The 14,552-nt window shown below is 59.7% G+C and carries 12 protein-coding genes and 2 pseudogenes; 9 read left to right on the top strand and 5 right to left on the bottom strand.

The genetic code is table 11. The features are described from left to right. Positions 1–107 precede the first annotated feature (107 nt). The 9 genes and pseudogenes from EC915_RS06320 to EC915_RS06280 all read left to right on the top strand — a co-directional run. Positions 108–710 carry a LysE/ArgO family amino acid transporter gene (locus EC915_RS06320; protein WP_133749677.1) on the top strand — a complete coding sequence of 201 codons (603 nt, stop codon included), beginning with the start codon at positions 108–110 and terminating at the stop codon, positions 708–710. A 365-nt stretch (positions 711–1,075) separates the two neighbouring features. Continuing rightward, positions 1,076–1,672: a superoxide dismutase gene (locus EC915_RS06315; protein ID WP_133749676.1), complete on the top strand. Its 597-nt coding sequence runs from the start codon at positions 1,076–1,078 to the stop codon at positions 1,670–1,672. Positions 1,673–1,956: 284 nt separating this feature from the next. Next, the gene (locus EC915_RS06310; protein ID WP_133749675.1) at positions 1,957–4,008 is read left to right on the top strand and encodes a bifunctional diguanylate cyclase/phosphodiesterase; all 2,052 of its coding nucleotides are present in this window, start codon (positions 1,957–1,959) and stop codon (positions 4,006–4,008) included. Between the two features lie 225 nt (positions 4,009–4,233). Further along, entirely contained in the window at positions 4,234–5,580 is a 1,347-nt protein-coding gene (locus tag EC915_RS06305; protein ID WP_133749674.1) for an imelysin family protein, read from the top strand. Positions 5,581–5,825: 245 nt separating this feature from the next. Continuing rightward, positions 5,826–6,365, top strand: a complete 540-nt coding sequence (locus EC915_RS06300) for an AP2/ERF family transcription factor (protein WP_133749673.1) — start codon at positions 5,826–5,828, stop codon at positions 6,363–6,365. 149 nt (positions 6,366–6,514) lie between these two features. Further along, positions 6,515–7,942 (top strand): di-heme oxidoredictase family protein, encoded by a 1,428-nt coding sequence (locus tag EC915_RS06295; RefSeq protein WP_133749672.1) that lies wholly within the window; start codon positions 6,515–6,517, stop codon positions 7,940–7,942. Between the two features lie 30 nt (positions 7,943–7,972). Then, positions 7,973–9,037: an imelysin family protein gene (locus EC915_RS06290; RefSeq protein ID WP_133749671.1), complete on the top strand. Its 1,065-nt coding sequence runs from the start codon at positions 7,973–7,975 to the stop codon at positions 9,035–9,037. 1 nt (position 9,038) lies between these two features. Further along, positions 9,039–10,130, top strand: a pseudogene (locus EC915_RS06285) (DUF1513 domain-containing protein); the annotation flags it as partial. Between the two features lie 111 nt (positions 10,131–10,241). Beyond that, positions 10,242–10,480: pseudogene (locus tag EC915_RS06280) on the top strand (efflux RND transporter permease subunit); the annotation flags it as partial. A 111-nt stretch (positions 10,481–10,591) separates the two neighbouring features. Here the strand turns inward: EC915_RS06280 and EC915_RS06275 are convergent. The 5 genes from EC915_RS06275 to colR all read right to left on the bottom strand — a co-directional run bounded on the left by EC915_RS06275 (position 10,592) and on the right by colR (position 14,369). Further along, the gene (locus tag EC915_RS06275) at positions 10,592–10,819 is read right to left on the bottom strand and encodes a hypothetical protein (protein ID WP_133749669.1); all 228 of its coding nucleotides are present in this window, start codon (positions 10,817–10,819) and stop codon (positions 10,592–10,594) included. Further along, positions 10,816–11,535, bottom strand: a complete 720-nt coding sequence (locus tag EC915_RS06270) for a lipopolysaccharide kinase InaA family protein (RefSeq protein WP_133749668.1) — start codon at positions 11,533–11,535, stop codon at positions 10,816–10,818. Before EC915_RS06270 ends, EC915_RS06275 begins: the two co-directional genes overlap by 4 nt. 4 nt (positions 11,536–11,539) lie before the next feature. Then, positions 11,540–12,208, bottom strand: a complete 669-nt coding sequence (locus EC915_RS06265) for a class I SAM-dependent methyltransferase (protein WP_133749667.1) — start codon at positions 12,206–12,208, stop codon at positions 11,540–11,542. Between the two features lie 198 nt (positions 12,209–12,406). Next, a complete protein-coding gene (locus EC915_RS06260) occupies positions 12,407–13,696 on the bottom strand; it encodes a HAMP domain-containing sensor histidine kinase (RefSeq protein ID WP_133749666.1) in 1,290 nt (429 codons plus the stop codon). After that, positions 13,686–14,369 carry a two-component system response regulator ColR gene (gene colR, locus EC915_RS06255; RefSeq protein WP_133749665.1) on the bottom strand — a complete coding sequence of 228 codons (684 nt, stop codon included), beginning with the start codon at positions 14,367–14,369 and terminating at the stop codon, positions 13,686–13,688. The genes EC915_RS06260 and colR overlap by 11 nt, the downstream gene beginning before the upstream one ends. Positions 14,370–14,552 lie beyond the last annotated feature (183 nt).

Below are 14,552 nucleotides of genomic sequence, written 5' to 3'. Positions count from 1 at the left end.
CAATTTTCCTAATGAGCGATCAGCATTATTGCTTTTCCTTATATACCTGAACGCTGAATAATTGCTACATCGATTTCTTGCGTTAACGCATTTTGGAGCACGACACGATGTGGCAAAGCTACCTCAACGGCCTGCTGGTCGCCTTGGGCCTGATCATGGCGATCGGTTCACAGAACACCTACGTTCTGACGCAAAGCCTGCGACGTGAACATCACCTGTCCGTAGCGGTGCTGTGCATCCTCTGCGATGTGGTGCTGGTGGCGGCGGGGGTGTTCGGTCTGGCCAATGTGCTGGCGCACAACCCGACCCTGCTCGCGTTGGCGCGCTGGGGCGGCGTGGCGTTTTTGCTGTGGTATGGCGTCAAAGCGTTGCGCCGCGCGCTGTCGCCACACCGCCTGGAGAAAGGCGACGCCACCGGCCAGCGCTCGCGGCGGGCCGTGCTGCTGACGGCACTGGCCGTGACACTGCTCAACCCGCACGTCTATCTGGATACCGTGCTGCTGATCGGCTCGCTCGGCGCCCAGCAGACAGAGCCTGGGGCCTACGTAGCGGGCGCCGCCAGTGCTTCCTTGTTGTGGTTCTCGACGCTGGCGATTGGCGCCGCCTGGCTCGCCCCTTGGCTGGCACGTCCCACCACCTGGCGCCTGCTGGATTTTATGGTAGCGGTGATGATGTTCAGCGTGGCCGTGCAGCTGATCAGAACCGCCTGAACGCTCTCTGTCGACAATCTCTCAAGGCGGCGAACTCATTCGCGATGACGCTGCGTCAGGCGATACCTGTATCTTGAATTCGCCGGTCTGTCGCGAATTAACGCCCAGGTTTCTCACGCTGACTGCATCGGCGCTGCAACACCGGCTATCACCGAATGTGGCTGTGATCGCAGCAGAAATCCAATTTCTCGCCCACAGCACTGGAACCTCTATCCCACACAGTTGTTGCGTGGTTATGGGCAGGACCCGGTGCTATGATCCAGCCCCTGCGTCGCAAAGAGTAAAAACTCGCCGGCGTATGTTATGTCTGGCCGCCCGTGATCGGCCTTGCGCTCACCGCAACTGACCTGATTAGGAGAATTACCATGGCTTTCGAATTGCCGCCGCTGCCGTATGCACACGATGCTCTGGCACCGCACATCTCCAAGGAAACACTGGAATATCACCACGACAAGCACCACAACACCTATGTCGTGAACCTGAACAACCTGGTGCCTGGCACCGAGTTCGAAGGCAAGACTCTGGAAGAAATCGTCAAATCTTCCTCGGGCGGTATCTTCAACAACGCAGCCCAGGTATGGAACCACACGTTCTACTGGAACTGCCTGGCCCCGAACGCTGGCGGTCAGCCCACCGGCGCGCTGGCTGACGCCATCAACGCGGCATTCGGTTCGTTCGACAAGTTCAAGGAAGAGTTCAGCAAGACCTCCATCGGCACCTTCGGCTCTGGCTGGGGCTGGCTGGTGAAGAAGGCTGACGGCTCCCTGGCGCTGGCCAGCACCATCGGCGCCGGCAACCCGCTGACCAGCGGCGACACCCCGCTGCTGACCTGCGATGTGTGGGAACACGCCTACTACATCGACTACCGTAACCTGCGTCCGAAATACGTCGAGGCGTTCTGGAACCTGGTGAACTGGAAGTTCGTCGCTGAGCAGTTCGAAGGCAAGGTTTTCACCGCCTGATTACTGCGTCATATGAAAAACCCGGCATGGCCGGGTTTTTTTTCGCCTTCTGTTCGTCCTTTAGGTATTGTCAGACAAGGCTAGCCGGCCCTATCGCGGTTTCGACATGATTCAACGCAACGGCGCTCAAGTTCCGTCTACCGATTACCGACACACTTCGATAGCCTTGCGTGCACGCATGTGAGTGGTATGAGAATAAACCCGGTCAGGCTGCTTCAACGCCTTGGCCAGAAAGGTCTGCAGTACCAATGCTTGCAAGCCAGCATGGATGAAGGAATACCCATTTGAAGCTGGAACTCAAAAATAGCCTGTCGGTGAAACTGCTGCGCGTGGTGCTCTTGTCGGCCCTGGTGGTGGGCGTCGTACTCAGCTGTGCACAGATTGTTTACGACGCTTACAAGACCCGACAAGCCGTCGCCACTGACGCCGAGCGGATTCTCGATATGTTTCGGGACCCGTCGACCCAGGCAGTCTATAGCCTGGACCGGGAAATGGGCATGCAGGTCATCGAGGGCCTGTTTCAGGATCAGGCTGTACGCATGGCTTCGATCGGGCACCCCAACGAAACCCTGCTGGCAGAAAAATCCCGCGACCTGGAAGCTACGCCCACTCGCTGGCTGACCGATCCGATTCTCGGTCAGGAACGCAGCTTCACCACCCAGCTGGTTGGCCGCAGCCCCTATAGCGAATACTACGGTGATCTCCGTATCACGCTGGACACGGCCACCTATGGCGAAGGCTTTCTGATCAACTCAATGATCATTTTCATCTCCGGCGTTCTGCGGGCGCTGGCAATGGGTATGGTCTTGTACCTGGTTTATCACTGGCTGTTGACCAAACCGCTGTCGCGAATTATCGAACACCTGACCAACATTAATCCCGACCGTCCCAGCGAACATCAGCTGCCGCTGCTAAAGGGTCACGAAAAGAACGAACTGGGCCTCTGGGTCAATACGGCCAATCAGCTGCTTGCCTCGATCGAGCGCAATACCCACCTGCGTCATGAGGCGGAGTCCAGCCTGTTGCGCATGGCTCAATACGACTTCCTCACCGGTCTGCCCAATCGCCAGCAATTGCAGCGCCAACTGGACAAGATTCTAATGGACTCCGGTCGCGTGCAGCATCGCGTCGCCGTGCTCTGCGTGGGCCTGGACGATTTCAAAGGCATCAACGAGCAATTTAGCTATCAGGCCGGCGATCAGTTGCTGCTGGCTTTGGCTGATCGTCTGCGCGCGCACAGCGGCCGGCTGGGCTCTCTGGCGCGGCTGGGCGGCGATCAGTTCGCGCTGGTCCAGGCCGATATCGAGCAGCCTTACGAGGCCGCGGAACTGGCGCAAAACATCCTCGATGATCTGGAAGCGCCGTTTGCGGTAGACGGCGAGGAGATTCGCCTGCGTGCCACCATCGGCATCACCCTGTTCCCGGAAGATGGCGACAGCACCGAGAAGCTGCTGCAGAAAGCCGAACAGACCATGACCCTGGCCAAAACCCGTTCACGCAACCGCTATCAGTTCTACATTGCCAGCGTCGACAGCGAAATGCGTCGCCGTCGCGAGCTGGAAAAAGACCTGCGCGAAGCGTTGGTGCGCGACCAGTTTCATCTCGTCTACCAGCCGCAAATCAGCTACCGCGATCAGCGCGTGGTCGGTATCGAAGCACTGATTCGATGGAACCACCCCGAACACGGTTTAGTGCCTCCGGATCAATTTATTCCGCTGGCCGAACAGAACGGCAGCATCATCACCATTGGTGAATGGGTGCTGGACCAAGCGTGCAGGCAACTGCGCGAATGGCACGATCAGGGCTTCATCGATCTGCGCATGGCGGTCAACCTTTCCACCGTGCAACTGCACCACGCCGAGCTGCCGCGAGTGGTGAATAACCTCCTGCAGATCTACCGCCTGCCCCCGCGCAGCCTGGAACTGGAAGTCACCGAAACCGGCCTGATGGAAGACATCAGCACTGCCGCTCAGCACCTGCTAAGCCTGCGCCGCTCCGGCGCGCTGATCGCCATCGATGACTTCGGCACCGGCTATTCGTCGCTCAGCTACCTGAAGAGTCTGCCGCTGGACAAGATCAAGATCGACAAGAGCTTCGTGCAGGACCTGATCGACGATGACGACGACGCCACCATCGTGCGTGCCATCATTCAGTTGGGTAAAAGCCTGGGCATGCAGGTCATCGCTGAAGGCGTCGAAACCCGAGAACAAGAGGCGTACGTCATTTCCGAGGGCTGCCACGAAGGCCAAGGCTATTTCTACAGCAAACCGTTGCCAGCACGGGAGTTGCTGGCTTATCTGAAGCAGGCGCAACGGACACGCGTGGGGGTGTTGTAACGCGCATCCCCCTTCCCTCGCTGTACTCGCACTGACCTGAAGAGAATGTCTCAAATCATGGCTTTCATGTCGGCTCCTGCCTCGATCTTCTTGTAACAGCTTGCAATACCTCCCCTGCCGAATCACGGCTTTTTGCCTTTACACCTAATGCAAATACTTCGCATTATGGCGCGGATTTTTATGGCGTTCGCCAATGTCCCCCCCTCTTCGACGCAGGATTCCGTCATGATTCGTACGCCCCTGGCTACTGCCAGTCTTCTGGCCATCGCTATCGCTTTGGCTGGTTGTGACCAAGACAAGGACACGCCCGTCGCCGCTGCGCCAACGCCCACTCCGACGGCTGCAGCCTCTGCGTCGACAGCGGACGCCGCTCCTGCGCAGACCCGCGACGCTGCTGCCAAGGCGGTAGTGGCGAACTACGCGGACATCGTGCTCGCCGCATTCAGCGACGCCCAAGCCACAGCCAAGACCCTCAACACCGCCGTTGATACGTTCCTCGCAACCCCCAATGACCTGACTCTGAAAGCCGCCCGCGATGCCTGGCTTGCCGCGCGTGTTCCCTACATGCAGACCGAAGTGTTTCGCTTCGGCAACAGCATCATTGATGACTGGGAAGGCCAGGTGAACGCCTGGCCGCTGGATGAAGGCCTGATCGACTACGTCGCCAAGGATTATCAGCATGCGCTGGGCAATCCTGGCGCTACGGCCAACATCATCGCCAACACCTGGATTCAGGTCGGTGAAGACAAGGTCGACGTCAGCGAAATCACGCCGCAAAAGCTGGCGAGCCTCAATGAACTGGGCGGTTCAGAAGCCAACGTTGCCACGGGCTATCACGCCATCGAATTCCTGCTCTGGGGCCAGGACCTGCATGGCACCGGCCCGGGCGCCGGCGAGCGTCCCGCCAGCGATTACCTCGAAGGCGCTGGCGCCACCGGAGGCCACAATGATCGCCGTCGCGCTTACCTGAAAGCCGCGACCGACCTGCTGGTGAGCGACCTGCAAGAGATGGTCGGCAACTGGAAACCGGGCGTCGCTGACAATTACCGCGCGACACTGGAAGCTGAGTCGGGCGAAAGCGGTCTGCGCAAAATGCTGTTCGGCATGGGCAGCCTGTCGCTGGGCGAACTGGCGGGCGAACGCATGAAGGTGGCACTGGAAGCCAACTCCAGCGAAGACGAACACGACTGTTTCAGCGACAACACTCACAACTCCCACTTCTACAACGGCCTGGGTATACGCAACGTCTATCTGGGCGAGTACACCCGTGTAGACGGCAGCAAGGTCAGCGGTCCTAGTCTGTCCTCGCTGGTTGCCGCGATAGACCCGGCCACCGACAGCACTGTACGTGCTGATCTGAACGCCACTCAGGCCAAACTGCAAGTCATCGTCGATCACGCCAACAAAGGCGAGCACTTTGACCAGTTGATCGCCGCAGGCAACACGGCAGGCAATCAGGTAATACGAGACGCCATCGCCGCACTGGTCAAACAGACCGGTGCCATCGAGCAAGCCGCTGGCAAGCTGGGCATTACCGACCTGAACCCGGATAACGCCGACCACGACTTCTGATCGACGCTGCTGCACGCGTCAGGCGCGTGCAGACAGGGTCTGAAAGCACAGCCAACGCCTGCACGGATTGGCTGTTTTTGCCTGCGCGCAACCTGAAATCCTTCCTGAAGAAAGCGTACTTGAAGATCCATCCGTAAGTTCTGTAGGACGTTTCCTGTTCCCTCTCTGTCGGATTGAACCCCTCCCAATTCGCCGTCGATGATGCGCACTTCCTTGACCCCATCCCATCCAGGAGGAGACAGACAGTGCCCAAGAGAAACAATAAAAGGCGCCGCGTCAGCAAGCTCAAAGCCAACAATTACGGAATCCATCTGCTGGTCGGCATCAAGGGACCGCGTGCCTGGAAAGTGACGATCTATCGCGATGGCAGGACCTTTAACAGACTCTTCTCATTCTCTCGCCACGGTGGTCGTGACGCGGCTCGCAAAGCAGCCGACGCTTGCCGTGATGAGCTACTGCTGATGCACCTGCCCAAGCTCAGCCGGGATATCCGTCAGCGCATCATCGCCACCAACACCAGCGGCCATCCCGGCGTGCACTACCGCTGTTACACCGGAATCGCCTATTGGGTTGCGCGTACCACATTGCGCAATGGCAGCAGCGTGACCAAGTCGTTCCGGGTCGAGCATCACGGCTATGAGCGGGCCAAGGAATTGGCGATACGAGAGCGCGAACGCCAGCTCGACAGCATCGGCGACTACCGGTCGTTCAAAGTGATCGAGGGCGAGCACCGTTTGATGCAACTACTGGTGGAGAACCCTGCACTGGAAATTACCGGCGTCTGAACGTCCTCTCAAGTGAGGCTTTTCCCCTTTCCGGCAAATTGGTAACAACACGTTTCGAGAGGCACTTACAAACGCAAATCCCTCTTATTCGCCAAACAAGGGGCTGGTAAGCTTGCTCGCCCCGATTTCCACCCCTTTGCAGGTTGTGTATGACTGCGCGGTTTCGTCTTTCGTTTTTCCTGCTGATGGCCACGGCCCTTGGCGGGTGCGATGACGCCCCGCTTTTCACTACAGCGGAGCCCGGGGAAGCACAATCGGGCGGCGCCACTACCGTCAATCGCAGCGACCGCAACGCATTTTCCCTGCCGTCGGCCAACCTCTCGCCTACGCGGCGTCTGGACTTCAGCGTGGGCAACAGTTTCTTCCGCAACCCGTGGGTGATCGCGCCCTCGACGACCACTGCGCGGGACGGCCTCGGGCCACTGTTCAACACCAATGCCTGTCAGAACTGCCACATCAAGGATGGTCGCGGTCATCCGCCGGAACCTGACGCCAATAACGCCGTGTCGATGCTGGTGCGTCTGTCCATTCCCGATGACCCGGCGTACGCCGAAAACATTAGGCAATTGGGCCTGACTCCAGAGCCGGTCTATGGCCTGCAGCTGCAAGACATGGCCATTCCCGGGGTCACGCCGGAAGCCAGGGTGCGTGTCGAATATGACTCGATGACCGTGCATTTGCGCGACGGTACGCCCGCTCATTTGCGTCGTCCTACGCTGCGTATTACCCAGCCCGGCTACGGCCCGATGCACCCGCAGACCCGCACCTCGGCACGCATCGCGCCCCCGATGATCGGCCTGGGTCTGCTGGAGGCAATCCCGCAGGCTGCGATCCTGGCCAACGCTAATCCCGATGACAGCAACGGCAGCGGCATCACCGGCACACCTAACTGGGTCTGGGATGACGCGCAACAGAAAACGGTCCTTGGACGCTTTGGCTGGAAAGCTTCGCAGCCGGGCATCAATCAGCAGAATGCCCATGCACTGTCCAACGACATGGGCCTGACCACAAGGCTGAAAGCGGTCGACGATTGCACCCCTGCGCAGACCGCCTGCCGCGAGGCGCCCCGCGGTCAGGGGCCTGACGCAGAGCCGGAAGTCAGCGACAACATTCTGCGACTGATCACCTTCTACACACGCAATCTTGCGGTTCCGGCGCGTCGCGATGTGGCTGACCCGCAGGTGCTGCAAGGCAAGAATCTGTTTTTCAAAGCCGGTTGCCAGCAGTGCCATATGCCACAGTTCACCACCTCCGCCAACGCTGCGGAACCGGAACTGGCGAACCAGATCATCCGCCCTTATACCGACCTGTTGCTGCACGACATGGGCGAAGGGCTGGCAGACAACCTCAGCGAATTTCAGGCCAGCGGCCGACAGTGGCGAACCGCGCCGCTGTGGGGCATCGGGCTGACTCAAACGGTCAGCGGCCATACCCAGTTTCTGCACGACGGGCGCGCCCGCAACCTGATGGAAGCGGTGCTCTGGCATGGCGGGGAGGCCTTGCCTGCGCAGCGTCAGGTGCTGGCATTCGATGCACAGCAGCGGGCAGCGCTGCTCGCCTTCCTGAACTCTTTATAAACGTCATTTCTGAAAGATAAGGAGCCGGACATGTTCCGTCCCAAGCTGTTGTTCACCAGCCTCGCCGCGCTCGCGCTGGGGGCCTGCGCGCCTTCGGACCCGCAGGCAGTGACATCTGCCGCGATTGCCAGTCAAGTGATCCTGCCGACCTACAGCCGCTGGGTAGACGCCGACCGGCAACTGGCGGTGAGCGCCCTGGCCTTCTGTGAGGGCAAGAGCGACCTGCGCACTGCGCGTGCCGACTTCCTGCATGCTCAAAGGGCCTGGGCTCAATTGCAGCCGCTGCTGATCGGGCCGCTGGCGGAGGGCAACCGCGCCTGGCAGATCCAGTTCTGGCCGGATAAGAAGAACCTCGTCGGTCGTCAGGTCGAGCAACTGCTCACCGCGACCCCTGAGATCAGCGCCGACGCACTGGCCAACTCCAGCGTCGTGGTGCAGGGCCTGTCTGCCTATGAATACATCCTGTTCGACGCCGACATCGACATGGCCAGCGCCGAGCAAAAAGCTCGCTATTGTCCGCTGCTGACTGCCATTGGCCAGCGCCAGAAAACCCTGGCCGAGGATATCCTCAACCGCTGGAACAGCACGGACGGCATGCTCGCGCAACTGAGCAAATTTCCCAACCCGCGCTATGCAGACGCCCACGAAGCCATCGCCGAATTGCTGCGCGTGCAGGTCACGGCGCTGGACACGTTGAAGAAAAAACTCGGCACCCCGCTGGGCCGCCAGTCCAAAGGTGTTCCTCAGCCGTTTCAGGCCGAAGCCTGGCGCAGCAAGGCGTCCTTGAGCAGCTTGCAGGCGAGCCTGGAAAGTGCCGAAACCCTGTGGTCAGGTGTGGACAACAAAGGCCTGCGTGGCCTGTTGCCCGCCGAGCAGAAACCCCTGGCAGACAAGATCGACGCGGCTTATGCGGAAAGTCGCAGACAACTGGCAGCGTTGAAGCCGCCGTTGGTCGCGCTGTTGCCCACCGAGCAGGGCCGCCAGCAACTGAATGCGTTCTACGACAGCCTCAACATGGTCCACCGTCTGCACGAAGGCGAACTGGCGAGGGCATTGGGTGTTCAGTTGGGATTCAACGCTAACGATGGTGACTGATATGTTGCGACGTCAGGCGATCACCCTCGGCAGGCTGGTCCTCAGCGCTTGCACGCTGGGTGGCTGGACGCTGTTCAGGAAAACAGGCGAAAGCCCGCTGCTGCTTTCCGCACGTGACGGTGGCAATGGCCAGCACTACGCCGTGGGCTACCGGGTGGACGGCACTCAGGTGTTCGCCACCCGTGTCGCCCAACGCTGCCACGACATCGTCAATCATCCTCATCTGCCCATCGCGTTATTTGTCGCCAGAAGGCCCGGAACGCAGAGTTATCTCATCGATTTACGCGATGGTCGTCTGTTGCAGACCCTGGTCTCCCGGCCTGATCGGCACTTTTACGGCCACGCGGTGATCCACAAGGGCGGTGAGTGGCTGTACGCCACCGAGAATGACACCTCTGATCCCGGCCGCGGCTTGCTGGGGGTGTATCGATTCGTCGGCGAGCGTCTGGAACACACAGGCGAAATTCCCACCCACGGTATCGGCCCGCATCAAGTGTCCTGGCTGCCGGATGGCGAAACCCTGGCGGTGGCCAACGGCGGCATTCGTACCGAGGCGGAGAGCCGCGTTGAGATGAACCTCGATGCCATGCAGCCCAGTCTGGTGCTGATGCAGCGGGACGGCACGCTGTTGACCAAGGAAACCCTGGCGCAACAGATGAATAGCGTGCGCCATATGGCGATTGCCAGTGACGGCACCATCATCGCCGGTCAGCAGTTCATGGGGGCGTCCCATGAGTCCGCCGAGCTGTTGGCGATCAAGCGTCCGGGGCAGCCCTTTCAGGCGTTTCCAGTGGCTGAACAGCAATTGCAGGCCATGGCGCACTACACCGCCAGTGTTGCCGTGCATGACGAGCTGCGGCTGGTGGGGTTAACAGCGCCGCGCGGTAATCGTTTCTTCATCTGGGAGCTGGACAGCGGCGTACTCCGGCTCGACGCCCCTCTGCCAGACTGCGCGGGTGTCGGGGCGGTGGCCGATGGTTTTATCGTAACCTCGGGACAAGGCCGCTGCCGCTTCTACGATTGCCGCCAGAGCACACTGGTTGCGCAGCCACTGGAGTTGCCAGCGGGGCTGTGGGACAACCATTTGCAGGTGGTTCAGGACACAACACCTGCCAGCGCTGGCAAACGTGTGGCGCTGACAGATGCAGCACTGGCAAGTAAAACGCAACACAGCTAACGTGCTCGCCTGATTCATCCCTTTTCCCAGGAGGCAGTAGAAGCAGCAGCCATTCGTCTGCGTCCCGTACTGATGACGACGGCAGCGATGGTCTTTGGCATGGTGCCGCTGATTCTGGCGACCGGCGCGGGAGCGGTCAGCCGTTTCGATATCGGTCTGGTGATCGCGAAAGGGATATCGGTGGGGACGCTGTTTACCCTGTTTGTGCTGCTGTGTGTGTGTACACGTTGCTGGCGAGGAAGGTTGACTCGAAGGGTATCCTCTGAGGCCCCAAGGGCTTCAAAGTATCGCTTTCAATGCCCCCATAAGAACTGAACATAAAATCCATGAACAAAAAAGGCCCCGAAATATCGAGGCCTTTCAGTCCTTAAGTGAGTTCAATGCTGTGGCCCTGTCCCCTGCGCAAGACCGAACATCAACAACAACAGGTCGCTATCCGGGCGTACGGGCGAAGCAGCCTTCGCCACCCGCGGCAAGGGACAGTATCCCTCACCGTGCGCCGCGCTGAGAATCTGGGCCTTGGGCTGTTCCCAGGCCGCCATGGCGATGGATGCAACACCCAACGCCCCGACTAAAAACAAACCTCGAGCGACTTCTAACTTCATCGATCTAACCCCTTGATGGAGCTGCCAAACGCCGTCTCGTAAAAGTAGACGAGTTTCTTCCAATCCGCGGGTTGAAACGACGAATGGCGGCGCAGTTGTTTCATGTCATGTTGAGCGGCGCCATAGGCGGTCAGGCGCTGACGGCACTTCTCCAGATCCAGCAGTACAACTTCGGGTTTGGCGTTTGCACCTTCACCCACTACACGCACGAAAACGTGCTTGATATAGATGCAACTGTGCTGCCAGCGCCCTTTGTGCATGCGCGCCAGGTTGAGGGCCAGCTCCTTGAGCATCTGTTCGTAGACGGCTTCGCCATGCAGCTCTCGCCCGCCAGCCTTCAGCCAGTTCTCAAACTCGTCGAAACCATCCAGCGACGCGGTGACCAGCAGCGCGCGCCACTCCTTTTTCTCATCGCGTTCGGCCCCGCAGAACACCATGCGCGGCACATTGACGTTGAGTTGGCGCAAACCCTCCAGTGCATCACGCTCACGCAGGACTGTCGGTCGACCGAACGGGTGCAGCCAGCTGCGATAGATGTGACCCACCTGCCGTTTAACGTACAGCAGCCGCCCGTTCTCCGAAACGACGCGCTGTACGCCACTTTCACCACCACGGCGTACGTTGGGTTCTTCTACCCAGTCGCCCTTGGTATTCCAGAAATAGGCGAAACGGTCCTCGGCGGGAACGGTCAACTCTGCTGTGAAATCCACGGCCATCCTGTTACCTCTTACGTAATAGATATACACGCCACATGGCGTACAGCGGCAGGAAATCCAGGCGCTCCTGGATACGAAATCCTGCCTCCTCAAATTCGGCTTCTGCTGTGGTCACAGGTAACACAAAGCGGTTCTGGTAACCCTGCTGCTGGCGGGTACTTTCGGCACGTCTACGTTTCCAGGCCTTGAAATTCCCATCCACCCAAAGGGAAACAATCACGCTGTCCCGCGTGACCCGGTGAAATTCCCTCAACAAAACGGCTCTGTCACAGGCCTTTCCGACATGGTGCAGCAAACGCATGCAAAAGATGCTGTCCACTGCGTTATCGGGCATGTCGATAGCGAATGCAGATGTCTGCAAGGGTTGTACCCGTTTCACCACGTTGGCCGGCTGCGACTGGCAAGCGGTCCTGACCATCGAGGCCGAATTATCGGCGCCGATGATCACTCGGTTAGCCTTCTCTGCCAGCACTGGCCAGAAGCGACCGGCGCCACAGGGCAGGTCAAGCACCAGACCCGGATCGCCAGCGAGCGCCAAGGCCTGCCTGGCCAACTGTTTATCGCGACGATCAGACAACCGCCGAGCCAATCCATCGCGGTGCTTACGTAAATATTTTTTAGCATGCAGGTCGTCGTACTTACGAGAAAAATCAAGCTCGATGCGCTTGCTCATGCCTGTATCTCCTGATGGTGATACAGACAAAACTAAGCGGGTTTACGTCGTCCTCAGGTCACGCTGGTGTGAAAAAAACGTCCCATGGCCGGGGCAAATGTTACGAGGATTTTCAGGAAGATGGGGCTAGCATATGGCTATCGCCTCCCGAACGGCAGCAACATTTACAGTGTCTGTACATTCCATCGCAAATATCCGTTAGCCCACCGAGCCAACTGATTTTTCGAACGTAACACTGAAACGGCAGCCGTTGGGCTCCATCGTGTCCAGGCTGACAGTCCAGCCCTGGTTCTCGCAGATACGCTGCACCAAGGACAGCCCCAAGCCCAGCCCTTCGCCTCGTTTTTCGTTACCGCGCACGAAGGGCTGAAACATCGCTTCGCGTTTTTCTTCCGGGATGCCGACACCAGAATCCTCAACCGTGAAGCCGTTGGGCAACAGCGTGAGGCGGATGAAGCCGTGATCGGTGTAGTGCAAGGCGTTACGCAGCAGGTTACCCATCACCGCGTAAAGAAACGTAGCGTTGTACGCGGTTTGAGAAGCGCGGTCCGGGTAATACTCCAATTGCAAACCCTTGACTTCGATCGGCTCACGCCAGAGGGCCAGCAACTGTTGAGCCGCCCCCTGCAGCGGCAACTGCGGATTCATTCCGGCATCATCCCGCTGAGTCCGGGCCAGCATCAGAAAAGTCTGCACCAGGTCGCGCATTTCTTCGCACGCGCGCCCTACCCGCTCGACTTGCGCCCGAGCGCGCTGGTCGAGCGCAGGGTTTTCCAACAGCAGTTCACAGGAACTGGCGAGCACCATCAGTGGGGTTCGCAGTTCGTGGCTAACGTCGCTGGTGAACATCCGCTCGCGGGTCAGGGCATCCCGCAGGCGTCCCAGCGTGGCGTCGAATGCCACGGCAAGCTCGCCCACTTCATCGGCGGCGTAATCGGGTGCCAGAGGCGGTGCCAGGCCCAGCAACTGATCCCGATGGCGTACCTGCCGGGCCAGCCTCACCACCGGCGCCATTACGCGACGTGCCAGTACCCAGCCGAGGAATATCGCCAGGGCCAGGGCCAGTACGAAGCCGACCAGCACGACAGCGAACAGCACGCGCTCGCGCTCCTCGAAATCGCTTTGATCCTGCAACAGGACGTAATGCCGGCCATCAACCACTTCGACCATGGCGTGGTAGGACAGCGGCCCCCTGAACACTTCGTGGAAGCCGGGTTCCAGGTGACGCAAGTCCTTGGGCAGCTCGAAGTCACCCGGCCCGCCAGTGAAATAGAACAACTGATCGGGCTCGGGCCGGTGGTTCCAGTCCTCGACGCTGTCCATCAGCAGCAGGCGCGTCAGGTCACCGCCCAGGCCGGCGGAAATCAGTTTTTCTTCGACCAGATGGACCGTCGCAACGATACCCATGGCGAAAGACCCGGCCACCAACGCGCTCATCAAGGCAAAGGCAATGATGATCCGCTGGGCAAGGCTTTGCTTAAACTCCATCGCGGCCCTCGGCCAAGCGATATCCCACGCCATGTACGGTTTGCATCAGCGGCTTGGCGAACGGCTTGTCGATCACCTGACGCAGTTGGTGGACATGGCTGCGCAGGCTGTCGCTGTCCGGGCAGTCGTCGCCCCACAGCGCTTCTTCGAGGATTTCCCGGCGCAGCACATGCGGGCTCTTCTGCATCAATACCGCCAGCAGTTTCAGGCCGACCGGGTTGAGCTTGAGCATGCGCCCTTCGCGAGTGACTTCCAGGGTATCGAGGTCGTAGATCAGGTCAGCGACCTGCAAGGTGCGACGGCCTCCACCTTGCGCACGGCGCAGCACCGCTTCGATGCGGGCTGCCAGCTCCGACAGTGCGAAGGGCTTGAGCAGGTAATCGTCAGCGCCGGAGCGGAACCCCTGCAAGCGATCGTCGAGCTGGTCACGCGCGGTGAGCATAATCACCGGCGTGTCGCGGCGCGCATCTTCACGCAAGCGCTTGCACAGGGTGTAGCCGTCGATGCCCGGCAGCATGATATCGAGCACGATCAGGTCGTAATGCTCGGTCGCCGCCAGGTGCAGCCCGGACAGCCCATCCTGCGCGCAGTCCACGGTGTAGCCTTTCAGACCCAGATAATCCGCAAGGTTGGCCAGGATGTCGCGGTTGTCTTCGACGAGCAGAATTCTCATGGGTAACTGTCTCCTAATGCGTTTGTCGGCGTATGCGGGGTATGGATATACCCGCTCGACAGGTCAGAGTTGGCGGCAGCTTAAGGCCAAGCGCGCCCAAGGGCCAGCACCGCCAGACATAACGTTTTTTTCACTCCCGGTTCACAGCCCGGGGACAGCCCGACGCGCAGACTCCCGAACGCT

It is taken from the genome of Pseudomonas sp. LP_7_YM (genome assembly GCF_004364435.1).
Lineage (GTDB): Bacteria > Pseudomonadota > Gammaproteobacteria > Pseudomonadales > Pseudomonadaceae > Aquipseudomonas.
This window is presented reverse-complemented; position numbering and strand designations above follow the sequence as displayed.